Consider the following 24,325-nt stretch of genomic DNA (forward strand, 5'->3'; position numbering starts at 1 on the left):
CTGCCGCGGCCTGCGGCTGGGCGCCCGGATTGATCCAGCAGGCGTGGATGCGGCCATCGAGGCTGCCGCGCACCTTGTCGTCGATCTGGGCGCCGAACCGGGTCAGGCAGCGGAAGGCGGCCTGGACGTGGCCGCCGGGACAGCCGAACCGGTCATAAAGGTCGAGGTGGCGGAAGGCGGTGTCGAGGTCGTCGTTCCACATCAGGCGGACCACGCGGCGGCCGAGCCAGACGCATTCCGGATTGCCGGCCGGTCCGTTGATGGCCTGCTGGGCCTCGACGAATTCCTCGACCTTGCGCTGGTTGGCCTCCCGTACGGCATTTGCATTGGCGTCGGCCTGCCCAGGCTGCTGTTTGGCCTGGTCCGGCGGATTCGGCGTGCCGCTCTGGGCGAACGCGCCGCCGGCTCCGGTCAGGAGCGCAAGACCTACGACAAGGCTTGCGGCAAGGCCCGTTACGGCAAGGTGGCGCAAAGCAGTGTTCTTCAACTCAAGCAGCCGTCGACGCATGTATTCCCCGATAATGTTCCTGCCCCCGCGGGATCATCCTAACGGCTCGCGTGATGCCGTCCAAATAGGTCTCCAGTGCGGCGGAGACTCTGGCGGAGTCAGATGACTGGAATTTGGTATTTTGTCCAGCAAACTCACAACTTTATCGAACCAGCGCAAAACTGTCGCAGGACAACCATGGTAATGACCTAATCCTACACTTGGCAGACGGGCTGTGACCGGCTAATTCGACGGTCCCCCGGAGGATGGAACCGATTTCGCTTCGTACGCCGCTGGCGCTTCTCCTGATCTCGCTCGCCGTGATTGCATCTGTGTGGTGGTGGCTCGCCACGCCGATTACGCTCGCGCGCGCGCCGATCGATCCTGCCGCAAAGTTGCAATGCGTGTCCTACACGCCGTTCCGCGGCGCCCAGACGCCGCTGGACCCCACCACGCAGGTTCCGGTCGAGCAGATCGAGCAGGACCTCGCCGATCTCGCCAAGGTGACCGACTGCGTGCGCACCTATTCGATCGAGAACGGCCTCGACCAGGTCCCCGGCGTCGCGGCCAAGGTCGGGTTGAAGGTGATGCAGGGCATCTGGCTCAGCAGCAACCGCTTCAAGAACCTGCAGCAGATCGCGATTGCGGTGCGGCTCGCCAAGGAATATCCCGGCGTGGTGACCTCGCTGATCGTCGGCAACGAGGTGCTGCTGCGCGGCGAGATGACGGCTGCCGATCTTGCCGGCAACATCCGCGCGGTGAAGGCTTCGGCAGGCAATATCCCGGTCACCTATGCCGACGTCTGGGAATACTGGGTAAAGAACCGCGAGATCTATGACGCGGTCGATTTCATCACCATTCACATCCTTCCGTATTGGGAGGACATCCCGGTCAAGGCCAAATACGCCGCCGCGCATGTCGACGAGATCCGCAAGCGGATGGCGGTGACGTTCCCGGGCAAGGAGATCCTGATCGGCGAGACCGGCTGGCCGAGCCAGGGACGGATGCGGGAGGGCGCATTGCCGTCGCGCACCAACCAGGCGCGGGTGGTGTCGGAGATCCTCGACCTCGCCAAGCGCGAGGGTTTTCGCGTCAACCTGATCGAGGCCTATGACCAGCCCTGGAAGCGCATGCTCGAGGGCACCGTCGGCGGCAATTGGGGCCTGTTCGATTCGGTCAAGCGGCAGGTCAAATATCCGCCCGGCGTCGCGATCACCAACTATCCGGCCTGGAAGCTGCAGATGGCGGGCGGCATGGCGCTGTCGGTCGCCACCTTCCTGGTGGCCTGGCTGACGCTGCGCCGCCGGCCCTGGACGCCGCGGCCGTCGGCCTGGATCGCGGTCGGCATTTCGGCGACGACGGCGGGGACGCTGCTCGGGATCGCCGGCGACAAGATTTACTACGAGAGCTACGGCATTAGCGGCTTTCTGCATTGGGGCGTGCTGCTCGCGGCCGCGATCATCGCGCCCTTGCTGACCGCGCATGCGCTGATCGCCGGACGCTCGCTGCCGACCTTCCTGGAGCTGATCGGGCCGCGCGACTATCGCGGCAAGGGCGCGATCGGTGCGCTGCTGGCGATCGTGCTGGCGGTCACCACCGTCATCGCCGCCGAAACCGCGCTCGGCTTCGCCTTCGATCCGCGTTATCGCGACTTCCCGTACGCCTCGCTGACGATGGCCGTGGTGCCGTTCGCCCTGCTGACCATGCTCAACCGCCCGAAGGAAGGCATCCGGCCGCTCGCGGAATCGGTGTTCGCCGGCCTGCTCGCGATCGCCGCCCTCTACACGATCTACAACGAGGGCACGATCAACTGGCAGTCGGACTGGACCTGCGTGATGTACCTCTTGCTATCAGCTACGCTGTGGCGGGCGCGGGCCGCGCAAAACCCAGGATGAACAGCCCGATCGCAAGCCCCGACAACACGACGTTGTAGAGCACGATCCCGAGCCCGGCGGCGATCAGCCCGCCGGTGAGCAGCACGATCGAGGGCCGCATCAGGTTCAACAGCGCAATCACCAGCGCGGTGATGCCGAACACCGAGTTCTTGAACAGCACGGTCGAGAGCGCGCGCGCCTTGCAGAGCATGGTCTGCGTGCCGGCGTCGCACGCCAGCGCGACCGGCGAGAACTCGATGGCCAGATAGCGCACGTAGAGCGCGTAACCGACGGTGAGGAAGCCGACGACCATCAGGAACTGGACCTGATAGGGGGAGAGGCGGAACGGAGGTTTTGTCATTGCGGCACTATGGTCGGGAACGGAGGCTGGGACAAGGCTCGGGGAGAAGCAGCGAAATCGGTTGAGAATTTGGCCGCAATCGCTTCGCAGAACATGATTATTGGCTGTTCCGCCGGAACATCGAGGAGATCGTCGCAGGCTCCGGCTTCTTTTCCTCGGCGGCTGGTTGCGGTGGAGCAATGGTGGTGCGCTTCGGCGCCAGCCGACGGTGCGGCGGCGCCGGCCTGGCTGTGGCTGGCGGCTCGTTCAAGGCCAACCGCTGGCCGTCATAGATCGCCGTCTCGCAGGTCCGCTGCACCAGACTGAGGCCGGCGCAGATCCTGGCGGCGGTTCCGGCGTCGTTCAGCGGTCCGGCGACCAGGCGCAGCTGCATGCCGAGCCCGTTGCTGTTTTCCTTGATGACGATGATCGGCCGCAGCGCGGCCAACGGCGCGTTGGCCTTCGACTTCAGCAGGCCGCGCCAAAGCGCACGCAGTCCATTGACCGAATTTGCGGTGCCGAGGTCGACGCCGAACTCGGTGCGGTGGATCTGCGCCTTCGGCGCATCGTCTTCAACATCGGAGTCCGGATCCGGTGTGATCACCAGCGGAGGGATCGGCGCGGCGTTGACGTCGTTGGCGGTCGGCGGCTTGACCGCTTCGTTTGCCTTGCTCGCCGCGGGTTCGAACAATGCCAGCAGCGGCTTCTCGGCTGGCGGCTTGTCGGCGACCGGTGCGGAAGCCGGTGCGGCCATTTTCGCATCCTCGGCACTGGCTGCGGCGGCCGCGGCGCTCATCGGACTGGCAACGGATGGGGTGTTGGGTGAAGCCGGCAGCGGATTGTCGGATGCCGACGGCTTCTCCGCAGCCTGTTGCCTGGTTGTGGCGGGCGCAGGCTTCTTGTCGGCCACCACGGGCTTTTCGGCCGCAGCTACCGGCTTGTCGATCGGTGCCGAGACCTTGCTGTCGGCGGATGCAGGGACCTTCTCGGTTGCCACCGGTTTGTCCGATGCGGCCGGTGGCGCCGTTGCGACCGCGGCAACGGCTGGTGCCGAATTGGCGGAGCCCGGCGGCGTACCAGGCACGGCTGCCGATGTTGCTGGCGCCGGCACGAGTGCTGCCGGTTGCTTGGCGATCGTGCCGGTCACGGAGTCGAGCCCCTGTTCCAGCGTGGTCATACGCGAATAGAGCCGGTCGCGGTCGCCGTTCAGCGTATCGATCGCGGAAGCGAGCCGGCGCGTCTCGTTGTGGCTTTCCTTCGCCAGCGTCTGCAGCTGCTGGGCCTGGCGTGCGATGTCTGATGCGGCGACCAGGTCGCGCCGCATTGTCAGCGCCGACTGGTTGGCCATCACGGCGACGGTGACGGCGCCGACCGCGGCCACGCCCCACGAGCCGAGGCGCCACAGCATGCGGCGATCGAAAGCCTCCTCCTCGGCCAAAAAGCCGGAGGTGCTCTCGGTATCGAAATCCGCCGCCAGATTGTCGCGATCTTTGGCCAAAGCCCGCTTGGCCCTCCTCAAGGCCCGCCGAATCACGAAGCAAAGATTAACAGGAAATGGACCGGGAACTTGAATCCGGAGGACCGCGAGGGCGAAACGGTTTCTTCTGCCGGGGAAAACAATTAAAGACGGCCTCGAACTAGGCGTTGCGCAGCGAGCTGCGCGAGACATCGGGGATTTTCGAATGACTGCGCGAACCAGCCTGACAGTGGTGCTTGCGGCCGGCGAGGGCACGCGGATGCGCTCGTCGCTGCCGAAAGTGCTGCACCCCGTGGCCGGGCAGGCGCTGCTGGCGCATGTGCTCAATGCCGCCGCCTCCGGCGAGGGCTCGCAGCTCGCGGTCGTGATCGGCCCCGACCATGAGGCGGTCGCCGCCGAGGCCCGCCGGGTGCGGCCCGACGCGCAGACCTTCGTGCAACGCGAGCGGCTCGGCACGGCGCATGCGGTGCTGGCCGCGCGCGAGGCGATCGCGAGCAGTGCCGACGACCTCTTGGTCGCGTTCGGTGACACGCCGCTGATCTCGGCCGAGACCTTTGCGCGCCTGCGTGCGCCGCTGCGCGACGGCGCAGCACTGGCGGTACTCGGCTTCCAGGCCGCCGACCCGACCGGCTATGGCCGGTTGGTGGTCGAGAACGGCAGACTGGTTGCGATCCGCGAGCAGGCCGACGCCAGCCCTGAAGAGCGCAAGATCACGCTGTGCAATGCTGGTGTGATGGCGTTCGACGGCAGGAAGGCACTCGCGATCATCGAGAAGATCGGCAATGCCAACGCCAAGGGCGAATATTATCTGACCGATGCCGTCGGCATTGTCAGGGAATTGGGACTGGAGGCCGTCGTGATCGAAACCGGCGAAGACGAAGTGCGCGGCATCAACACCAAGGCGCAGCTCGCTGAGGCGGAGGCCGTGATGCAGGCGCGGCTGCGCAAGCAGGCGCTCGAGGCCGGCGTGACCCTGATCGCGCCGGACACCGTCCATCTCGCCGCCGACACGAAGTTCGGCAAGGACGTCGTGATCGAGCCGTTCGTGGTGATCGGACCGGGCGTCTTGATCGACGACGGCGCCGTGATCCATTCGTTCTCGCACATCGTCGAGGCGAAGGTCGGCAAGAAGGTGTCGGTCGGTCCCTATGCGCGGCTGCGGCCGGGCACCTCGCTCGGCGACGGCGCGCGGATCGGCAATTTCGTCGAGACCAAGGCTGCCGTGCTCGAGGCCGGCGTCAAGGTCAACCATCTCTCCTATGTCGGCGACGCCCATGTCGGCGCCAATTCCAACCTCGGCGCCGGCACCATCACCTGCAACTATGACGGCTTCCTCAAGCACAAGACGCTGATCGGCGAGGGCGCCTTCGTCGGCACCAATTCCTCGCTGGTCGCGCCAGTTACGATCGGCAAGGGCGCCTATATCGGCTCCGGCTCCGTCATCACCAAGGACGTCCCCGACGACGCGATGGCGCTCGAGCGCAGCGAGCAGTCGATCCGCGAAGGCGGCGCCGCGCGCTACCGCGCGGCGAAGCTGAAAGAGAAGGCGGCGAAGGGGAAGTAGTCTTCTCCTAATGTGATCGCGAGCCTGTCTCCGCACCAAGACGTCGTCCCCGCGAAAGCAGGGACCCATAACCACAGGGTCGTGTTGTTGGAGCAAGCTGCGGCCACAGCGCTGCAAACCAATTGGCGCTCGTGGTTATGGGTCCCGGCTCAAGGCCGGGACGACACCGAATGTGTTGCACGTTCAGTGAATCACGCCGCACTCTTCGCCCGGGCGGGCTCGCTGGTGGTCGGCTGGACCGGTCCGAGCAGGATGCGCCGCTGCATCTCGTCGAAGGCGAGATTTGCGTTCTTCTCCCGCGTGACCAGCGACAGCAGGATCGCGACCGCAAAGGAGAGCGGCATGCTGATGATCGCCGGATTGCGCAGCGACACGAACCACCATTGGTGCTCGATCGCGGCCAGCGGCTTGCCGAGAATGTCGACCTGGATGGTTGGCGACAGATAGATCAGCACCAGCGAGCTCAGCGTGCCGACGAGGATGCTCGCCACGGCCGCGGGCGTCGTGAAGCGGCGCCAGGTGATGGAGAGCACGAGCGAGGGGAAGTTCGCGGCGCAGGCGATCGAGAACGCGAGGCCCGCCATGAAGGCGACGTTCTGGCCTTCGAACGCGATGCCAAGCATGATGGCGAAGATGGAAATCACAACGGTTGCGACGCGCGCGACCTTGAGCTGCTCGGCCTCGGAAGCGGCGCCGTTGCGGATCACATTGGTCCAGACGTCGTGACAGAGCGTGGCGACGCCCGACAGCGTCAGCCCTGCGACGACGGCGAGCATGGTCGCGAACGCGACCGCGCAGATGAAGCCGAAGAAAGCGTTGCCGCCGACGGTGAGTGCGAGCAGGGGCGCGGCCATGTTGCCGCCACCTCCGGCCTTGGCCACCGCGTCGGCGCCGACCAGCACCATGGCGCCAAAGCCGATGATGAAGACCATGAGATGAAAGACGCCGATCAAGCCGGTGGCATAGAGGATCGACAGCCGCGCGGCCTTGGCATCCTTCACCGTATAGGCCCGCATCAGCACATGCGGCATCGCGGCGGTCCCGAACATCAGGCCGAGCCCGAGCGAGATGGCATCCCACTGGCCCGAGACCACCTTCGATCCCGGCTGCAGGACCTTGGTGCCGTATTTCTCGGACGCCGCGGCGAACAGCTTCAACGGGTTCATGTCGAAATGGGTCAAGACCAGGAAGGCGAGCAGGATGCCGCCGCCCATCAGCAGCGCAGCCTTCACCACCTGCACCCAGGTCGTCGCCAACATGCCGCCGAACAGGACGTAGACCAGCATCACGCTGCCGACCACGACGACCGACCAGGTGTAGGGCAGGCCGAACAGCAGCTTGATCAGCGATCCCGTCGCGACCATCTGGGCGATCAGGTAGAACAGGATGACGGCAAGTGTCCCGACGGCGCCGGCGAGGCGCACCGGGCGCTGGCGCAGGCGATAGGCGACGACGTCGGCGAAGGTGAAGCGGCCGACGTTACGCAGGGGTTCGACGATCAGGAACAGAATGATCGGCCAGCCGACCAGCCACCCGATCGAATAGATCATGCCGTCGAAGCCGTTCGAGGTGACGATCCCTGCAATTCCGAGCAGCGCGGCGGCGCTCAGGAAATCCCCCGCAAGTGCCCAGCCGTTCTGCCACGGCGTGACCTGGCCGCCGGCGGCAAAGAAGTGCTCGGTGGTGCGCGTGCGCCGCGCGGCCCAATAGGTGATCCCCAGCGTCAACGCCATGAAGGCGAAGAAGAACCCGATCGAAAGCGTGCTGCTGCCCATCTTTGCCTGCCCCGTTAGCGAAGCTCGCGGATGCCGGCATCGAGCACCCGGTTCGCCCACAGCACGTAGACCAGGCAGAGCACGAACGAGGAGATGATGACGAGCGGACCGAGCACAATGCAAAGCGACAGGCCCGGCATCAGGATGGTGCCGAGCAGCGGCTTGTCGAACGCGAACAGCGCCATGAAACCGAAATAGATCACGATCATCGCGACGCTGAGAACGAGCGCGACGGTCAGCCGCGTCCTGGCCAGCTTCCTGGCCAATGCGACGCCGCTCGGCGCCGGACCGGCATTGCCGGGAATAACCCTGTCCATATTGGCTCCCTAAGACTTAAGCGCGCTTTGCCTTGCGCCAATCGGACGAGCTTCAGCCGGGCCCCCACGGAAGGGAATTATGGATTTTTGCAATCTGCTGTGCGCGGCTGCGGCAAGGCGTCGGCCAGCGTGACCTGCATGTCGGGGTCCTGCTTCAGGGTATTTTTCAAGAAGGCGCGGACGGCGCGGATGCGCGGGGCAAATTGCAGGTCGCTGTGGACGTTGAGCCAGACCTCGCGAACGGTGCCGGCGAGGGCGGGCAGCACGGGGATCAGGTCGGGCCGCTCCCTGGTGGCAAAACTCGGCAGCATCACGATGCCGAGGCCGCCCGCCGCGGCGTTCATCTGCGCGATCATGCTGTTGGAGTGGAAGGCGATCTTCGGCTCCTCGATGACGTCGGCGAGCCAGCGCACCGAATCGACCTGGAGCAAGTCCTCGATATAGGACACGAACCAATGATCCCCGAGGTCGCGCAGGGTTTTGGGCATGCCGTGATTGTCGAGATAGTCCTGGCTCGCGAATAGCCCGAGCCGAAACTTGCCGATACGCTCCGAGATCAGGCCCGGCCCGGGTGGCCGGAAGAAGGACACGAACAGATCGGCTTCACGCTTATGGACATAGACCGTCTGGGCTGAGGTGACGAGTTCGACGGAGAGGCGCGGCGCCGTGCGCCGCAGGTTGGCAAAGCGCTGCGCCAGATAGAGCGAGGCGATCCCCTCCATGGTCGCGAGCCGCACGGTCCCGGCGAGCTCCTGGGTGTCGCTGGCGCTGGCCTCCTCGCGAATGGCGATGACAGCGCTTTCGACCCGCTCGGCGTGACGCAACAGCCGCTCGCCGACTTCGTTGAGCTTGAGCCCGGTGCGGTGGCGTTCGAACACCGCGATCCCGAGCGAGGCCTCCATCTGCGCGATGCGCCGGCTGACGGTGGAGTGGTCCAGCCGCAGCCGCTTTGCTGTTTGGCTCAAATTCCCGGCGCGAGCGGCACAGAGGAATACCCGCAAATCGTCCCAGTTGATCGTATCGAACATGACCTGCCTCCGGATTGCGGCCATTGCCAGCAAAGCAATTCCCGTTCCAACGCGCGGCGGCTCCGATCCTTCGCAACCGGCCTTGCGACAATTCCCATGCATGCCTGCGAGGCAGGGATGATACCGCTTCGCTCCCCCAATCCTAGCCGGGATTTTTCATATGCTTGCTCGCTTCAAGGCTGCCGCCGTCCACGCCGCGCCCGTGTTCCTCGACAGTCAGGCCACCACCGAGAAGGCGATCTCGATCATGCGCGAGGCGGCCAGGGCCGGCGCCGAGCTGATCGCGTTTCCGGAAACCTATATTCCCGCCTTTCCGGTCTGGGCGGCGCTGTGGCCTCCGATCGACAATCACGACCTGTTCGTGCGCATGGCCGAGCAATCCGTGCTGGCGGACGGGCCGGAAGTGGCGCGGCTTTGCGCCGAGGCGCGCGCCCTCGGCGTCACCGTCTCGATCGGCATCAGCGAGCGCTCGGCCGTCAGCGTTGGCGGGCTTTGGAATTCGAACCTGTTGATCGGCGAGACCGGCGAAATTCTGGTCCATCACCGCAAGCTGGTTCCGACATTCTACGAGAAGCTGGTGTGGTCATCCGGGGATGGTGCGGGCCTTGTGGTCGCGCAGACACGGCAGGGCCGCATCGGCGGGTTGATCTGCGGCGAGAACACCAATCCGTTGGCTCGTTTCGCGCTGATGGCGCAGGGCGAGCAGGTGCACATCTCGAGCTGGCCGCCGATGTGGCCGACCCGACGCCCGGCTGGCGGCGGCAATTTCGACAACGTCGCCGCCAATCGCATCCGGGCCAGCGCCCACTGCTTCGAAGCCAAAGTGTTCGGGATCGTCACCGCCGGCTATATGGATGAGCCGATGCGCGCCTTCCTCATCGAACGCGACAAGACCATCGCCGACGTGATCGACCGGACGCCACGTGCGGCGAGCTTCTTCGTCGATCCGACGGGGGTCGTGTTTGGCGATGCATTGCAGGATCAGGAGGGGATCGCCTACGCCGAGATCGATCTCAATCGTTGCGTCGAACCGAAACAGTTTCACGACGTGGTCGGTTACTACAACCGCTTCGACATTTTTGGCGTGACGGTCGACCGCAGCCGGCTGACCCCGGCACGATTTCGCGATGAGCAACAGCCAGGAGCCGAAGCGCAGGCGATCCCGTCCGTCGATGCCGACGCCGGATCGAACGGGCAGAGGATCGGTTAGCCCTCAATCCAGTCCTGTTGCCAACGCGCGCATGTCTGACTACGCTTTACCGGAGGTAGGACCCCCAGCGCTCTCGGCCGGACGCTCATGCCCAAATTCCTTCGCATCGGAGTCCATCAGTCGAACGTCTCCGGATACACGTCGAAGGCATGGTGCATTCGGCGGACCGGCTCGACGGTTTTCCTGAAATGGGGCGCCGTGGAGGTTCTGGGCGCTGGAGCCGGACGCAAGGTGTACTGGACATTTCCACCGCAGGAAAAAACCATTCGCTGCCGCACGGTGCAGCGTGCCCAGGACTACACCAAGGCCGCGATCGGGCGGCGGCGCAGCCATCGGTATGAGCCGCTCGTTGGAAATATCGCGACCCGGCGTCGAACCGTTGAACGGGCGTCGGAGCTCAAGCAGGCGCTCGCCACCATCCTCTATGTCGACATCGTCCGATCCACCGAAAAGGCCGCGCGGCTCGGCGACTCGCGCTGGGCAACAGTGATGAATCACTATTATGCGGCCGTTCGCCGCGAGCTGAAGGCGTTGCGTGGTAAGGAAGTCGTGACGACCGGCGACGGCGTGCTGGCGACGTTCGGCAAGCCGGCGGCCGGGGTCCGCTGCGCGACCGCGATCGTCAAGGCCGTGCGCACGCTCGGGCTGGAGATCAGGATCGGACTGCACGCCGGCGAATACAAGGTGAGCGGCGCGGAGGTCATCGGTCTTGCGTTTCATATCGGCGCCCGTGTCGCCGCGAAAGCGCGTGCCGGGGAAGTCCTGGTCTCGAGTGCGGTCAAGGATCTGATGTCGGAGTCCGAGATCCGCTTCAGTGATCGCGGCGCGCATCAGCTCAGAGGCGTGCCGGAGCGATGGCGGCTCTACCGGGTCGAACATTAGGGTGTCGTGCAAGCGTGCAGGCCACGTCACCGGCCAGGTGAAGCGACCTCGATCCGGGGCAGCCACCAGGTGATCAGCGGACGGCGCGCGCCAGGCTTTCCAACTGGTCTGGGCACTTGCCGTCGGCGGACGTCGACGGTTTGCGGGCCGAATGGGTTTTGAAACGCATGGCCGGCTGCTCAATGGCGAGCCATGTCATAATCGCCGCGATGGTCGTCGTAACGATCAAGACGGCTGCGGCCGGGAAGCCTTGCCATCCGTAGGCGTGCAGGACCATCACGACCGGCACGTGATGCAAATAGATGCCATACGAGATGTCGTTGCCCGCGAGAAGCTTCGACAGATTGGTCCAGGTAAAGGCTGCGGAAATGACACAGCAGGCAAGCAGGATTGTCAGCGTGGTCGATTGCAGCGTCAGGTGAGCGTACACGATGCCGTTCTGGTCGCCGACGAGGGCAATCATCTCGGCATAGAGCAGGGCCCACAGGATGAACTTGCCACGGAACAGCCGGTCAATTCGGGGCCAAAGCAGCGACGCTATCGAGCCGATGCCGAAGAACCAGAAATAGAAGAGGGGGTTTGCGACCTCCTCTGTCGTCGCGACGTTGGCCAAATGGTGCGAATAAAGGGTAACGGCGAGAACCACAGCCAGCGAGGCCCATCGGCGGCGCATGATTGGGGGCAGAAAGATCAAGGGAACGAGCAGGTAGAACCCTACTTCGAGCACGATGGTCCACAGCGCCGCAGTGGGCAGAAATGGCAGCGCTTCGTTCCAGGCAAAGGGATATGGCGCCAGAAGCCAGTTGGCGAGGGAGTCCGAGCCCGTCGCGAGGATAACCGTCCAGTATCGAAGAAACTCCGGGCTCAGGAGCGACCCGATCGGCAGCGCGCCGAACGCGACCAGCAGCGCGACAACGATCGCGAGATTGAGCCATAGCGCCGGATAGATGCGCAGGCAGCGATTGCGGAGATATGCGAGGACGTCTCCGTCGTGGCGAAAAAAGGTGCCGGTGATCAGGAAGCCGCTGATGATGAAGAAGATCGGCACGCCGGACGTGTAAGCGACCAGCACGGGCAATGGCCTGGGCCAGGGAACTTGCAGATAGGCCGCATGCTGCAGCAATACGTTGAAGGCTGCGAACAGCCTCAGAGCGTCGAAATTGTTCTTGTGGTTCACTTGGCTCCCAACCGGAAGGCACCCTTGGCGTGCAACGCGAATTGTGATTGATGGTGTCTGGGTGTTTCGCGCCGTGACCACGGTTGCCGCGAAGGGCTTGCCGCACCCTTAACGTGTGCATCGACGCGCTCACGCGATCTGACTCCGTGCCGGCATGGTTAGCTCCGATTAACCAGCCTTGCGCATCGTTTCGCATCAACCTTGCCGTTTAAGACTGTCGCAATCGGCAATAATTATTGAGTATCTTGCGGCCGGCGATTCCCGTTAAGGGACCGTGTCGCCGCTTTGGCAAATTTTCGGCGATTTTTGGGGACATTGAACCGCATGTGCGGCATCGTCGGCATTCTTGGACGCGCTCCGGTCGCGGAGCAACTGGTGGATTCGCTCAAGCGGCTCGAATATCGCGGCTATGACTCCGCAGGGGTCGCTACGCTCGAGAACGGCGTGGTGGCGCGGCGTCGCGCCGAGGGCAAGCTGAGGAATCTCGAGGCCCGGCTGGAGGCCAAGCCGCTCGGCGGCCATACCGGCATCGGCCACACCCGCTGGGCCACGCACGGCCGGCCGACCGAGAACAACGCGCATCCGCACTCAACGGAACGCGTCGCCGTGGTGCATAACGGCATCATCGAGAATTTCCGCGAGCTGCGCGAGCGCCTCGAAGCCAAGGGTGCGGCGTTCTCGACCGAGACCGACACCGAGGTCGTGGTGCATCTGGTCGACAATCTGCTCAAGGGCGGTGTCAAGCCGGTCGAGGCGGTGAGGGCGGTGCTGTCGGAACTGCGCGGCGCATTCGCACTCGGCTTCATCTTCGCCGGCGAGGACGATCTGATGATCGGCGCCCGCAACGGCCCGCCGCTTGCGGTCGGCCACGGCGACGGTGAGATGTATCTCGGCTCGGATGCGATCGCGCTCGGGCCGTTCACCGACACGATCAGCTATCTCGAGGACGGCGACTGGGTGGTGCTGAATCGCAAGGGCGCGACGATCTTCGACAAGGACAACGCCATCGTCCATCGTGAGGCGATCAAGCACACGACGGCGACCGCGCTGGTCGACAAGGCGAATTATCGCCACTTCATGGCCAAGGAGATCCACGAGCAGCCGGAAGTGGTCGGGCACACGCTCGCCCGCTACGTCGACCTGGCGGCCGAGCGCGTCATCATGCCGGTCAAGCTGCCGTTCGACTTCAAGGATATCCAGCGCGTTTCGATCACCGCCTGCGGCACCGCGAGCTATGCCGGCTTCGTCGCCAAATACTGGCTCGAGCGGCTGGCGCGGCTGCCGGTCGAGCTCGATGTCGCTTCCGAGTTCCGCTACCGCGAGGCGCCGTTGCGCAAGGGCGACCTTGCGATCTTCATCTCGCAGTCCGGCGAGACCGCCGACACGCTGGCGGCGCTGCGCTACGCCAAGGCGCAGGGCGCGCACACGCTCTCGGTCGTCAACGTGCCGACCTCGACGATCGCGCGCGAGAGCGAGACCGTGTTGCAGACGCTGGCCGGTCCCGAGATCGGCGTCGCCTCGACCAAGGCGTTCACCTGCCAGCTGATGGTGCTGGCCTCGCTCGCGGTTGCCGCTGGCAAGGCGCGTGGCGAACTCTCCGATGCCGACGAGGCCAAGCTGGTGCACGGCCTCGTCGAAATTCCGCGGCTGATGTCGGAAGCGCTGACCACCGAATTGCAGATCGAGAAGCTGGCGCGCGAGCTCTCGAAATCGCGCGACGTGCTCTATCTCGGCCGCGGCACCAGCTATCCGCTGGCGCTGGAAGGTGCGCTGAAGCTGAAGGAAATCTCCTACATCCACGCCGAGGGCTATGCCGCCGGCGAGCTCAAGCACGGGCCGATCGCGCTGATCGACGAGCACATGCCGGTGGTGGTGATCGCGCCCTATGACAAGGTGTTCGAGAAGACCGTCTCCAACATGCAGGAGGTCGCCGCCCGCGGCGGCAAGATCATCCTGATGACCGACGCCAAGGGTGCCGCGGAGGCGACCATCCAGTCGCTGGTGACCATCGTGATGCCGGACATGGGGGCGACCTTCGCGCCGATGGTCTATGCCGTTCCGGTGCAGCTGCTCGCCTATCATACCGCCGTGGTGATGGGCACCGACGTCGATCAGCCCCGGAATCTGGCCAAATCGGTCACGGTCGAATAGTCGCAAGCCGGGCCGTCACGCGGCTCTTCAAAAATGCGACAGAATGGCTTAGCTGGGTGGTGGACTACGGCCGCTTCGACGACCCTGGAACCGCAATGACCTCCGACCAAGTGCCTCCTGACCCGTCTGGCGAATTGCATCCGGATCACCCGCGCGGGCTGATGGCGCGTTTCCGCAACTATTTCCTGACCGGACTGGTGGTGGCCGGGCCGGTTGCGATCACCCTGTATTTGACCTGGTGGTTCGTGAACTGGGTCGACAACCTGGTCCGCCCGTTCGTGCCGACCGCCTACCGGCCGGAGACCTATCTGCCGTTCGGGTTGCCCGGTTCCGGCCTGATCGTCGCCGTCATCGCGCTGACACTGCTCGGGTTCCTCACCGCCAACCTGATCGGGCGCACCCTGGTCGATCTCGGCGAGCGGCTGCTCGGGCGGATTCCGGCGGTGCGCGCGATCTATCGCGGCCTCAAGCAGGTGTTCGAGACGCTGTTCTCCGGCAACGGCTCGAGCTTCCGGCGCGTCGGCCTGGTCGAGTTTCCGTCGCCCGGGATGTGGTCGATCGTGCTGATCTCGCAGGCGCCGAGCGCCGAGCTCGCCGCGAGCTTCCCCGGAGACGAGGAGCATATTTCGGTGTTCCTGCCGTGCGCGCCGAACCCGACCACCGGCTTCTTCTTCTACGTGCCGAAGAGCAAGATCATCGAGATCGAGATGAGCACCGAGGATGCCGCGACGCTGATCATGTCCGCGGGCGTGGTGCAGCCCGGCGCCAATGATCCGAAACGCGCCGCGGCGCTCGCCGGCATGGCCAATGCCGCGCGGATCGCCAACCAGGCTTCGTTGCAGCCGGCGGCGCCGGCCAAGGTCGAGGGCTGATGAGTTCCGGCGAGACGCGTGAGCCATCGGGCGAGGGCGCGCGGCTGCCGACTCGGCGCTCGCCGATCGCGCGCAGCCGATCATCCTGACCTGCGGCGGTGGCGGCAAGGCCAGGCGCGCCGCAGAGGCGCTGCGCGAGATCGGCTTCGAGAATGTCTCCGTGATCCAGGGCGGCTGCCGCGGCTGGCAGGCCGCCGGACACGAGCTGGTGCCTGATCCGGCGGAGGGCGGCGCGGAGACTCCCAGCGGCTAGCTGCAACTCTAACCCCGTCATTGCGAGGAGCGAAGCGACGAAGCAATCCATGGTTCCGCGTATGCGGAGCGATGGATTGCTTCGCGGAGCCTGTCATCCGGCGGCGCTTCGCGCCGACCGGGTGGCTCGCAATGACGGTGGGGAGGGACCGGTGACGACAATGTCAGATCAGCGTGTCGTGAAGGTCATTCCAATCTGGGTTCAGCGCCTCGATCAGCGCAATTTTCTTCGACCGGCTGCCGGCCTTGATCTGCTTTTCCCGCGTGATGGCGTCGTACATCGTTTCGTGCAATTCGTACCACACCAGCAACTTGCAGCCGTACTTCGCCGAGAAGCCCTTCACCAAGCCCTCGCGATGTTCAAACGAACGCTTCGGTGGATTGGCGGTGACGCCGGTGTAAATGGTGCCGTGACGCTTGTTGGCAACAATGTAAACGCACGGTTGCTTCACGGCGTTCTCCCCAGCTGTACCCTATACCGTCATTGCGAGGAGCGATAGCGACGAAGCAATCCATCTGTCCCCGGGTTGAACCATGGATTGCTTCGCTTCGCTCGCAATGACGATGAGGGAGCAGCTCGGCGCTGCAACGAAGGGCTGAGACCAGCCTCACCCCGCGCCGATCAGTGGCACGGCTTCGTCGCGTTCGTAGAGGTAGAGCAGGACGCGCAGCGCCTCGCCGCGTTCGCCCTTCAGCTTCGGATTGTCCTTCATGATCCGCAGCGCCTCGTCGCGGGCCTGGGTGATGAGCTGGCCGTGCACCTCGGAGCGCGCGATGCGGTAGCCGGGCAGGCCGCTCTGGCGGATGCCGAGCACGTCGCCTTCGCCGCGCAGCTTCAGATCTTCCTCGGCGATCCGGAATCCGTCCGTGGTCTCGCGGATCACTTTCAGCCGCGCCTTCGACATCTCGCCGAGCGGCTCCTTATAGAGCAACAGGCAGGTCGAGGCCTCCGAGCCGCGGCCGATGCGGCCGCGCAATTGATGCAGCTGCGCGAGGCCAAAGCGCTCCGCGTTCTCGATCACCATGATGGTCGCCGCCGGCACGTCGACGCCGACCTCGACGACGGTCGTTGCGACCAGGAGCCCGATCTCGTGCGCGCCGAACTGCGCCATCACGCGATCCTTCTCGGTGCCCTTCATCTGGCCATGTACCAGGCCGACGCGATCGCCGAACCGCTGCTGCAAGCTCTCGAAACGCTCGGTGGCATTGGTGAGGTGCTCGGTGCCCTCGGCCTCGGATTCATCGACCAGCGGACAGATCCAGTACACCAGCTTGCCGGCGCCGAGCGCGCGGCCGACGCCGTCCATCACGTCCTCGATCCGGCTCATCGGCACCGCGCGGGTGTCGATCGGCTGGCGGCCGGCGGGTTTTTCGCGCAACTCGGAGACGTCCATGTCGCCGAAATAGGTCAGCACCAGCGTGCGCGGGATCGGGGTTGCGCTCAGCACCAGCACGTCGACGGCCTCGCCCTTGGAGGTCAGCGCGAGGCGCTCGCGCACGCCGAAGCGATGCTGCTCGTCGACAACGGCAAGCGCCAGCGCCTTGTAGATCACATCGTCCTGGATCAGCGCATGGGTGCCGACCAGAAGGTCGATCTCGCCAGCCTCGAGCTGCGCCAGGAGTTCGCGGCGCTCCTTGCCCTTCTCGCGGCCGGTGAGGATCGCAACGCGCATGCCGGCGCGCTCGGCGAGCGGCGCGATGGTCTTGATGTGCTGGCGCGCCAGGATCTCGGTCGGCGCCATGATCGCGGCCTGTTTGCCGGCCTCGGCGACGGCGGCGGCCGCCAGCAGCGCCACCACGGTCTTGCCGGAGCCGACATCGCCTTGCACGAGGCGCAGCATCCGCACCGGCTGGCGCAGATCCTCCATGATCGCGGCGACCGCTTCGCGCTGCGACTTGGTCAGCGCATAGGGCAGGGCGTCGATGATCTTCTGGCGCAGATGGCCATCGCCGGCATTGCGGACGCCGGCGGGACGGCGCAGCGTGGCGCGGACTAGCGCCAGCGCGAGCTGGCCCGCGAGCAATTCGTCGAAAGCGAGCCGCGACCAGAACGGTCCATCGGGCAAAATGTCGGTCAGCTCGACGGGAACGTGGACGCGGGTCAGCGCCTCCCGGATCGGCGGGAAGTTGCAGCGGCGCAGCACCTCGGGGCTGATCCATTCCGGCAATTCCGGCAGCTTGATCAGCGCCTGCGCGATGGCGCGGCGGAGCGAGCCGATCGCCAGCCCCTCGGTCAGCGGATAGACCGGATCGATGCCGGAGAGCTTGGCAAAGCCGGCCTCGTCGACGACGCGGTCGGGATGCACGATCTGCGGGATGCCGTCATACATCGCCAGCGTGCCGGAGACGTAGCGCTTCTCGCCGACCGGCAGCAGCTTCTCGACATAGCCGGGCTGGGCGCGGAAGAAGGTCAGCACCACGTCGCCGGTGTCGTCGCTGGCATAGACCAGGTAGGGCGCGCGCGAATTGCGCGGCGGCGGCGGACGATGGCGGTCGACGGTGATCTCCAGCGTCACCATGGTTCCGACCACAGCATCCCGGATCTTCGGCCGCGCGCGGCGGTCGATCACGCTCGCCGGCAGATGCAGCAAGAGATCGACCAGCCGCGGCGTCTCGCTGCGGTCGAGCAGATAGCGCAGCAGCTTGTCCTGCTTCGGGCCGACGCCCGAAAGCGTCGTGACCTGGGCAAACAGCGGATTGAGCAGGGCTGGGCGCATCGGTGCTTTTACACACGACTCACGGCATGCGCGCAAGGAAACCCCAAAAGGCGGCGAATGAGGGCTGACATCGGCCTCCGCCATCGCTATATCAAGCCCGCCCGGCACGTCCGGGCTTTTGGCGTTTGATGGATTTTGGGACATGACGGGATCGACACGATCGAGCAGCGGGCTCGATGACCGCCGCAAGCGGCTTTTGTTTCGCTGCTGGCATCGCGGCACCCGGGAGATGGACCTGATCCTCGGCCGCTTTGCCGATGCCGAGATCGCTGACCTGTCCGATCGGGAGCTCGGCGAACTCGAGCATTTGATCGAAGTGCCGGATCCCGACCTCTACGCCGCGCTGACCGGCGACAAGGTTTTGGCTGCAGAGCATCAGACCGCGCTGTTTGCCCGCATCAAGGCGTTCCGGGTCGCGGATCCCAGCGCATGAAGCAGCCGATGAAATCTCCGGCCGCGATGCTCGCGCCCGGCCGGGTGCTGACCATCGCCAACGTCGCCGAGGGCGCCGAAGGGCTCGTGATCTCCGACCTGGCGCGCGCCATCGCCGCGCAGCCGAAGCGGACCGCGGTGAGCCTCGCCGTGGTCTGCCGCGACGGCGCGCGGATGCAGCAGCTTGCCCGCGCGCTGGAGTTCTTCGCGCCCGATATCGCCGTGATGCAGGTTCCGGCCTGGGACTGCCAGCCCTATGACCGCGTCTCGCCGCATTCCGGCATCCTGGCGCAGCGGCTGACCGCGCTGGCCAAGCTGTCGCGGCTGGCTGGCTCCGACAAGCCGCTGATCGTGCTGACCACGGTGAACGCCGCCGTGCAGCGGGTGCCGGCGCGCGAGCAGGTCGCAGCGCAGGCGCTGTCGGTCGCGCCCGGCAACGTCGTGCCGATGGACTCGGTCGTGGCCTGGCTCGAGCACAATGGCTACACCCGCTCGTCCACGGTGCGCGAGCCCGGCGAATATGCCGTGCGCGGCGGCATCCTCGATCTGTTTCCGGCCGGCCTCGACCAGCCGGTGCGCTTCGACTTCTTCGGCGACAGCCTTGAGTCGATCCGCACCTTCGATGCCGAGACCCAGCGCACCCATCTGGACATGCGCGGGCTCGACCTGGTGCCGGTCTCCGAATTCCAGCTCACCACCGAAACCATCCGCCGCTTCCGCATGGGCTATGTCGCAGCGTTCGGCGCGCCGGGACGCGACGACCAGCTCTATGAGGCCGTCTCGGAAGGACGCCGCCATCCCGGCATGGAGCACTGGCTGCCGCTGTTCCAGGACCGGATGGACACGCTGTTCGACTATCTCGACGGCGCCGCGATTGCGATCGAGCCGCAGGGTGAGGACGCCGCGCGCGAACGCTTCTCGCAGATTTCGGACTATTACGACGCACGGCGCGAGGCGCTGGAGCATCCGGGCAGCGGTGCGATCTACAAGCCGTTGCCGCCGGACAAGCTGTATCTGACCGAGGCCGAATGGACCAGGCTGCTCGGCGATGCGCCGCTGGCGCGGCTGACGCCGTTCGCGGTGCCCGAAGGCACCGCCGACGTGTTCGACGCCGGCGCGCGGCAGGGCCGCAATTTCGCGCCGGAGCGTGCCGACAGCAACGTCAATGTGTTCGAGGCCGTGGTCGGCCATATCGGCGCGTTGCAGTCGCAGCGCAAGAAGGTCATCGTCGCGCTGTGGAGCGAAGGCTCGCGCGATCGCATGGGTGCGATGCTGCGCGACCACAAGCTGCTCAACACGACCAGCGTCAACACCTGGCGGATCGTGCAGGCGACGCCGCGCAACGAAACCATGCTGGCCGTGCTCGGCATGGAGTCCGGCTTCGAGACCGGTGAATTCGCCGTCATCAGCGAGCAGGATATCCTCGGCGACCGCCTGGTGCGGCCGCGCAAGGCGAGCCGCAAGCTCGACAATTTCATCTCGGAGGTGACGAGCCTTGCGACCGGCGATCTCGTGGTCCATGTCGAGCACGGCATCGGCCGCTTCGTCGGCTTGCAGACGCTGGAAGTCTCCGGCGCGCCGCATGACTGCCTCGAGCTGCATTATGCGGCGGAGACCAAACTGTTCCTGCCGGTCGAGAACATCGAGCTGCTGTCGCGCTACGGATCCGACAGCGCCAATGTCGAGCTCGATCGTCTCGGTGGCGGCGGCTGGCAGGCGCGCAAGGCGAAGCTCAAGAACCGCATCCGCGAGATCGCCGGCGAATTGATCAAGATCGCGGCCGAGCGGCAGCTGCACGAGGCGCCGAAATTCCCGCTGCAGCCGCACGTCTATGACGAGTTCTGCGCCCGCTTCCCCTATGACGAGACCGAGGATCAGCTGGGGGCGATCAATTCGACCCTGAAGGACCTCGAGATCGGCCGCCCGATGGACCGGCTGATCTGCGGCGACGTCGGCTTCGGCAAGACCGAGGTGGCATTGCGCGCCGCGTTCGCCGTGGCGCTGGAAGGCCGGCAGGTCGCGGTCGTGGTGCCGACCACGCTGCTGGCGCGCCAGCATTCGCGCACCTTCACCGAGCGCTTCAAAGGCTTCCCGGTCAATGTCGCGCAGGCTTCGCGGCTGGTGTCGACCAAGGAGTTGAACCAGGTCAAGAAGGGGCTCACCGACGGCAACGTCGACATCGTCGTCGGCACCCATGCGCTGCTCGGCAAGGCGATCAAGTTCAAGGACCTCGGCCTTCTGATCGTCGACGAGGAGCAGCATTTCGGCGTCAGCCACAAGGAGCGGCTGAAGCAGCTCCGCGCCCAGGTCCACGTACTGACGTTGTCGGCGACCCCGATCCCGCGCACGCTGCAATTGGCGCTGACCGGCGTTCGCGAGCTCTCGATCATTGCCTCGCCGCCGGTCGATCGCCTCGCGGTGCGCACCTTCGTCGCGCCGCACGATCCCCTGATGATCCGCGAGGCGCTGCTGCGCGAGCGCTATCGCGGCGGACAGGCGTTCTATGTCGTGCCGCGGATCGAGGACCTAGCCGGCGTCAAGGATTTCCTCGACAAGAACGTGCCGGAGATGAAGGTCGCGGTCGCCCACGGCCAGATGCCGCCGACCGTGATCGAGGACATCATGTCCGCGTTCTACGACGGCAAATACGACATCCTGCTGTCGACCACGATCGTCGAGTCCGGTCTCGACATCCCGAACGCCAACACGCTGATCGTGCACCGCGCCGACATGTTCGGCCTTGCCCAGCTCTATCAGCTGCGCGGCCGTGTCGGCCGTTCCAAGCTGCGCGCCTATGCGCTGTTCACGCTGCCGGCGCAGCAGAAGATCACCGCGCAGGCGGAGCGTCGGCTCAAGGTTCTGCAATCGCTGGAGACGCTCGGCGCAGGCTTCCAGCTCGCCTCGCACGACCTCGACATCCGCGGCGCCGGCAATCTGCTCGGCGAGGAGCAGTCGGGCCACATCAAGGAAGTCGGCTTCGAGCTGTACCAGTCGATGCTGGAGGAGGCGATCGTCAACCTCAAGGCCGGCGTCGCCGAGCCGGCCGCCGACCGCTGGTCGCCGCAGATCACGATCGGCATGCCGGTGCTGATCCCCGAGGACTACGTCAACGATCTCAGCGTGCGGCTGTCGCTGTATCGGCGTCTCGCCGATCTCGACACCGACGAAGACATCGACGCCTTCGCGGCCGAGATGCGCGACCGCTTCGGCGTGCTGCCGGACGAGGTGCGCTATCTGTTCAAGGTCGCGGCGATCAAGGCCTATTGCCGTCGCGCCAATGTCGGCAAGGTCGATGCCGGCCCGAAGGGCGCCGTGATCGCGTTCCGCGACAACAGTTTTGCGCATCCGGAGCGGCTGGTGACCTTCATCCGCCAGCACGGCCAGGCCGCCAAGGTCCGGCCCGACATGAAGGTCGTGTTCTTCCAGGAATGGGATACGCCGGAAGAGCGGCTCGCCGGCACGACAGAGATCTTGCGACAGCTCGCCAATCTCGCGGAGAGCAAGAAGGCGGCGTAGGCCGCACCCGAGAGACGGAGGTCGGCTCACGGCGAACGAACCGGCGCGGATGACGGTAGCGGCGCCGTAGGCTGTGGTGCGTCTATTCCATATGGGCGGGCCGTCAGGGTCTGCGAGCGGTTGGCGCACCGGCGGGCTCGACGAGCGACTATACGGCTTCGCGGGCCCGAACTATTCTCAAATTGCGTTTCTGCTGATTGGGTCCGAGGAGTTTGGAGGCGAGCATGAGAACTCTGTTCGTCGCAGCGTTGCTTGCACTATCGGCGAGCAAGACTGCGGTTGCCTACTATTGCGAGGGCGGTCAACAGGCTGTTCCGCCCGCTGTCGCGGCACGCATGGCGCTGCCGCTGTGTGGGGCGGCGGCCACGCAGCCATGGGGACCAAACGGTTGTCAGCTCTGCGACCCGCGGAACGTCTATCCAAGTCCGGCTGTTCCGGATGCTGGGCTACGACCAGTGTTCACCAGGGCACCCGCTAAGCAGCCGGCCGGTTACTGATTCCACGGTGATTTGCGGACGATACTCGAAAGACTTGCGACCTTATAAGCTGGCACACAGCTTGTTACGACGCCGCGCGCTCGGGCGCCGCGATCAGCCGCCCAAGCAGGGACATCGCGGAATCGCTCGGCAGCAGCGTGGCGACGCTGACGGTGGGCTCGGCCTTGACGTCGCGGCGGCCGTTCTGGGTGTGGCGCATCACGCTCGCCAATCGCCGCGTGATCGCCTGCGCGTTGCGCAGGTCGGTGCCGGCGAACGCCACGACCAGCGAGCGGTCGTCATAGACAGCGCCGAAATCGGCCTGGCGCATCAGCCGGCTGATGATCCGCGCGCCGTCGAATTGCGCCCGCGGTTGCGTGTTGTCGAAGGTGAAGCGCGCCACCGAAAGCGCGCCGCCGCGCTCGGCGGTCTGGTAGACGGTGGTGGCGAAGTCGCGTTCGAACGCGGCCTTGGTCAGCAAGCCGGTGCGGGGATCGATCAGGCCCTTGGCGTCGATCGCCTTGAGCATGCGGCCGAGCCGCGATTCAAAAGCGTGCTGGCGGATCATCGGCAGCGCCATGTCGGCGACGCGGGTCGGACCAGCCGTGACGATCTCGAGATTGGGCAGCTCGTAACGCGGCGTCAGCTCGCCCGAGGCGACGATCACGGGCAACGGGCGGAAGCGGACATCCTCGGTCAGGACAGTGAGGAAGGCATCCATCACGCGCGGTGTGAATCCCTCGGCCAGCACGATGCCGTCGATGTCACGGTTGGAGAGATGTTTGGCGGCCGCCTCGATGCTGAGCGCGCCAACCACGCCGGCGCGTTCGCCCAGCGCGACCGACAGCGCCGGGTAGGCGCCGCCACGGCCGATCAGCAGCGCCGTGGCTTCTCCGACCGGATCGATATCGGACATTTCGATCGGCGCCGGAGGTACCAGGCGGCGCATCACGGTCGCGTGCAGCGCGCGAACCCGTAAGGATGCGTTGAGCCGAGCCACCAGGCGATCCGGCATGCCCTTGTGCTGGAAGAACGCGATCACGGTGTCGGGCAGGGTGGTCGCGGGATCGACCGCGATTAGCGGCAGATAGGGCGCGCGGGCAGCGGCGCGCTTGGCCAGGCCCGACAGGGTGACGAAGTCGACGCTCTCGGCGGCCGCGATGATCGCCGCCGGCTTGACCTGCTCGATGGCGCGCCCGACCTCGCTCCAGTCGGTGACGACGACCGGAAACAGCTTGGTCTCATCGAGGACCGCGGCGAACGGCGGCTTTGCCGACGCCGAGACGATGAGGACCGGACCTTGTTGAGACATTCGAACGCTCGAAACCAATGCTTAAGAACAGCAACGGCTGCGATGCTAGTTGGCATGGCTTAATGCGGCGTCAACACAATGCTAAGACTAACACAATGATAAGATTTTACGGCATTCCGGTGCCGTTACGGTCGCGAAATGCCTCGACCATCAACGGGTTAAGCCCAAGTTCTGTCAGGGCGTCGCGGGCCCGCGCATTGTCCTGCGCCCGTCCGGCGAGCCGGTGGCCGCTGAGGCGGTCCGGCAATGCCGTCAACAACGCGCCCTGGCCGAGCCGGCGCGACCATTCCTGCAACTCCTGGGCAAGGAAGCGGTAGCCGCCGACCGTCATGACCCCCGACGGCGGAGCGGTGATGTTGACGGCGCCGGTCACGCGGTCGAGCCGGGCGGCGTATTCAGTGTCGACGTAGTCGCGCGGCGGCGGCGCGATCAGGCTGTCGCCCGGAGGTGGCGGCGGCGCATAGGC

At 65.6% G+C, this 24,325-nt stretch carries 19 protein-coding genes and 1 pseudogene; 9 read left to right on the forward strand and 11 right to left on the reverse strand.

What is annotated here, in order from left to right; all coding sequences use genetic code 11:
* A partial coding sequence (locus tag AC628_RS35675) for a beta-1-3, beta-1-6-glucan biosynthesis protein (protein WP_074131389.1) occupies window positions 1-508 on the reverse strand: 508 nt, incomplete at its 3' end.
* A 245-nt stretch (window positions 509-753) separates the two neighbouring features.
* Between AC628_RS35675 and AC628_RS35680 the strand changes: the two genes are divergently transcribed.
* The gene (locus AC628_RS35680; RefSeq protein ID WP_074131374.1) at window positions 754-2,382 is read left to right on the forward strand and encodes a glycoside hydrolase family 17 protein; all 1,629 of its coding nucleotides are present in this window, start codon (window positions 754-756) and stop codon (window positions 2,380-2,382) included.
* Here the strand turns inward: AC628_RS35680 and AC628_RS35685 are convergent.
* Both AC628_RS35685 and AC628_RS35690 read right to left on the reverse strand, forming a co-directional pair.
* Window positions 2,342-2,722 carry a hypothetical protein gene (locus AC628_RS35685; protein WP_074131375.1) on the reverse strand — a complete coding sequence of 127 codons (381 nt, stop codon included), beginning with the start codon at window positions 2,720-2,722 and terminating at the stop codon, window positions 2,342-2,344. The genes AC628_RS35680 and AC628_RS35685 overlap by 41 nt on opposite strands.
* 97 nt (window positions 2,723-2,819) lie before the next feature.
* A complete protein-coding gene (locus AC628_RS35690) occupies window positions 2,820-4,199 on the reverse strand; it encodes a hypothetical protein (RefSeq protein ID WP_074131376.1) in 1,380 nt (459 codons plus the stop codon).
* A gap of 184 nt (window positions 4,200-4,383) precedes the next feature.
* Between AC628_RS35690 and glmU the strand changes: the two genes are divergently transcribed.
* A complete protein-coding gene (glmU, locus tag AC628_RS35695; RefSeq protein WP_074131377.1) occupies window positions 4,384-5,742 on the forward strand; it encodes a bifunctional UDP-N-acetylglucosamine diphosphorylase/glucosamine-1-phosphate N-acetyltransferase GlmU in 1,359 nt (452 codons plus the stop codon).
* Between the two features lie 191 nt (window positions 5,743-5,933).
* On the opposite strand, the gene AC628_RS35700 is transcribed toward glmU, so the two are convergent.
* The 3 genes from AC628_RS35700 to AC628_RS35710 all read right to left on the reverse strand — a co-directional run bounded on the left by AC628_RS35700 (window position 5,934) and on the right by AC628_RS35710 (window position 8,862).
* A complete protein-coding gene (locus AC628_RS35700) occupies window positions 5,934-7,517 on the reverse strand; it encodes a solute symporter family protein (protein ID WP_074131378.1) in 1,584 nt (527 codons plus the stop codon).
* Between the two features lie 14 nt (window positions 7,518-7,531).
* Window positions 7,532-7,834 carry a DUF485 domain-containing protein gene (locus AC628_RS35705; RefSeq protein ID WP_074131379.1) on the reverse strand — a complete coding sequence of 101 codons (303 nt, stop codon included), beginning with the start codon at window positions 7,832-7,834 and terminating at the stop codon, window positions 7,532-7,534.
* Window positions 7,835-7,911: 77 nt separating this feature from the next.
* Window positions 7,912-8,862 carry a LysR family transcriptional regulator gene (locus tag AC628_RS35710; RefSeq protein WP_074131390.1) on the reverse strand — a complete coding sequence of 317 codons (951 nt, stop codon included), beginning with the start codon at window positions 8,860-8,862 and terminating at the stop codon, window positions 7,912-7,914.
* A gap of 160 nt (window positions 8,863-9,022) precedes the next feature.
* Here AC628_RS35710 and AC628_RS35715 point away from each other — a divergent pair, with 160 nt between their 5' ends.
* Window positions 9,023-10,072, forward strand: a complete 1,050-nt coding sequence (locus AC628_RS35715) for a carbon-nitrogen hydrolase family protein (RefSeq protein ID WP_074131380.1) — start codon at window positions 9,023-9,025, stop codon at window positions 10,070-10,072.
* An 87-nt stretch (window positions 10,073-10,159) separates the two neighbouring features.
* Window positions 10,160-10,954 carry an adenylate/guanylate cyclase domain-containing protein gene (locus AC628_RS35720; protein ID WP_074131381.1) on the forward strand — a complete coding sequence of 265 codons (795 nt, stop codon included), beginning with the start codon at window positions 10,160-10,162 and terminating at the stop codon, window positions 10,952-10,954.
* A 73-nt stretch (window positions 10,955-11,027) separates the two neighbouring features.
* On the opposite strand, the gene AC628_RS35725 is transcribed toward AC628_RS35720, so the two are convergent.
* Complete coding sequence (locus AC628_RS35725) at window positions 11,028-12,131, reverse strand: acyltransferase family protein (RefSeq protein WP_074131382.1); 1,104 nt, start codon at window positions 12,129-12,131, stop codon at window positions 11,028-11,030.
* 324 nt (window positions 12,132-12,455) lie between these two features.
* On the opposite strand from AC628_RS35725, the gene glmS reads away from it, so the two are divergent.
* The 3 genes from glmS to AC628_RS46245 all read left to right on the forward strand — a co-directional run bounded on the left by glmS (window position 12,456) and on the right by AC628_RS46245 (window position 15,407).
* Window positions 12,456-14,282 (forward strand): glutamine--fructose-6-phosphate transaminase (isomerizing), encoded by a 1,827-nt coding sequence (gene glmS, locus AC628_RS35730; RefSeq protein ID WP_074131383.1) that lies wholly within the window; start codon window positions 12,456-12,458, stop codon window positions 14,280-14,282.
* A gap of 95 nt (window positions 14,283-14,377) precedes the next feature.
* Complete coding sequence (locus AC628_RS35735; protein WP_074131391.1) at window positions 14,378-15,154, forward strand: DUF502 domain-containing protein; 777 nt, start codon at window positions 14,378-14,380, stop codon at window positions 15,152-15,154.
* Window positions 15,155-15,179: 25 nt separating this feature from the next.
* Entirely contained in the window at window positions 15,180-15,407 is a 228-nt protein-coding gene (locus AC628_RS46245; protein ID WP_083633258.1) for a rhodanese-like domain-containing protein, read from the forward strand.
* 163 nt (window positions 15,408-15,570) lie between these two features.
* On the opposite strand, the gene AC628_RS35745 is transcribed toward AC628_RS46245, so the two are convergent.
* Both AC628_RS35745 and recG read right to left on the reverse strand, forming a co-directional pair.
* Window positions 15,571-15,858, reverse strand: coding sequence for a GIY-YIG nuclease family protein (locus tag AC628_RS35745; RefSeq protein ID WP_074131384.1), 288 nt, complete (start codon window positions 15,856-15,858; stop codon window positions 15,571-15,573).
* A 156-nt stretch (window positions 15,859-16,014) separates the two neighbouring features.
* Window positions 16,015-18,123, reverse strand: coding sequence for an ATP-dependent DNA helicase RecG (gene recG, locus AC628_RS35750; RefSeq protein ID WP_074131385.1), 2,109 nt, complete (start codon window positions 18,121-18,123; stop codon window positions 16,015-16,017).
* Between the two features lie 142 nt (window positions 18,124-18,265).
* Here recG and AC628_RS35755 point away from each other — a divergent pair, with 142 nt between their 5' ends.
* Both AC628_RS35755 and mfd read left to right on the forward strand, forming a co-directional pair.
* The gene (locus tag AC628_RS35755; protein ID WP_074131386.1) at window positions 18,266-18,556 is read left to right on the forward strand and encodes an FAD assembly factor SdhE; all 291 of its coding nucleotides are present in this window, start codon (window positions 18,266-18,268) and stop codon (window positions 18,554-18,556) included.
* Entirely contained in the window at window positions 18,553-22,071 is a 3,519-nt protein-coding gene (gene mfd, locus AC628_RS35760; protein WP_074131387.1) for a transcription-repair coupling factor, read from the forward strand. Before AC628_RS35755 ends, mfd begins: the two co-directional genes overlap by 4 nt.
* Window positions 22,072-22,632: 561 nt before the next feature.
* On the opposite strand, the gene AC628_RS35765 is transcribed toward mfd, so the two are convergent.
* Together AC628_RS35765 and AC628_RS35770 are read right to left on the reverse strand one after the other, a co-directional pair.
* The gene (locus AC628_RS35765) at window positions 22,633-23,859 is read right to left on the reverse strand and encodes a hypothetical protein (RefSeq protein WP_074131388.1); all 1,227 of its coding nucleotides are present in this window, start codon (window positions 23,857-23,859) and stop codon (window positions 22,633-22,635) included.
* Between the two features lie 106 nt (window positions 23,860-23,965).
* Window positions 23,966-24,325, reverse strand: a pseudogene (locus AC628_RS35770) (long-chain fatty acid--CoA ligase); the annotation flags it as partial.

This window comes from Bradyrhizobium sp. NAS96.2 (assembly GCF_001908235.1).
GTDB lineage: Bacteria > Pseudomonadota > Alphaproteobacteria > Rhizobiales > Xanthobacteraceae > Bradyrhizobium.

Coding starts and splice junctions, on each gene's coding strand:
- AC628_RS35680 (WP_074131374.1), top strand. CDS start 754: ATGGAACCGATTTCGCTTCGTACGCCGCTGGCGCTTCTCCTGATCTCG.
- AC628_RS35685 (WP_074131375.1), bottom strand. CDS start 2,722: ATGACAAAACCTCCGTTCCGCCTCTCCCCCTATCAGGTCCAGTTCCTG.
- glmU (WP_074131377.1), top strand. CDS start 4,384: ATGACTGCGCGAACCAGCCTGACAGTGGTGCTTGCGGCCGGCGAGGGC.
- AC628_RS35700 (WP_074131378.1), bottom strand. CDS start 7,517: ATGGGCAGCAGCACGCTTTCGATCGGGTTCTTCTTCGCCTTCATGGCG.
- AC628_RS35705 (WP_074131379.1), bottom strand. CDS start 7,834: ATGGACAGGGTTATTCCCGGCAATGCCGGTCCGGCGCCGAGCGGCGTC.
- AC628_RS35710 (WP_074131390.1), bottom strand. CDS start 8,862: ATGTTCGATACGATCAACTGGGACGATTTGCGGGTATTCCTCTGTGCC.
- AC628_RS35715 (WP_074131380.1), top strand. CDS start 9,023: ATGCTTGCTCGCTTCAAGGCTGCCGCCGTCCACGCCGCGCCCGTGTTC.
- AC628_RS35720 (WP_074131381.1), top strand. CDS start 10,160: ATGCCCAAATTCCTTCGCATCGGAGTCCATCAGTCGAACGTCTCCGGA.
- glmS (WP_074131383.1), top strand. CDS start 12,456: ATGTGCGGCATCGTCGGCATTCTTGGACGCGCTCCGGTCGCGGAGCAA.
- AC628_RS35735 (WP_074131391.1), top strand. CDS start 14,378: ATGACCTCCGACCAAGTGCCTCCTGACCCGTCTGGCGAATTGCATCCG.
- recG (WP_074131385.1), bottom strand. CDS start 18,123: ATGCGCCCAGCCCTGCTCAATCCGCTGTTTGCCCAGGTCACGACGCTT.
- AC628_RS35755 (WP_074131386.1), top strand. CDS start 18,266: ATGACGGGATCGACACGATCGAGCAGCGGGCTCGATGACCGCCGCAAG.
- mfd (WP_074131387.1), top strand. CDS start 18,553: ATGAAGCAGCCGATGAAATCTCCGGCCGCGATGCTCGCGCCCGGCCGG.
- AC628_RS35765 (WP_074131388.1), bottom strand. CDS start 23,859: ATGTCTCAACAAGGTCCGGTCCTCATCGTCTCGGCGTCGGCAAAGCCG.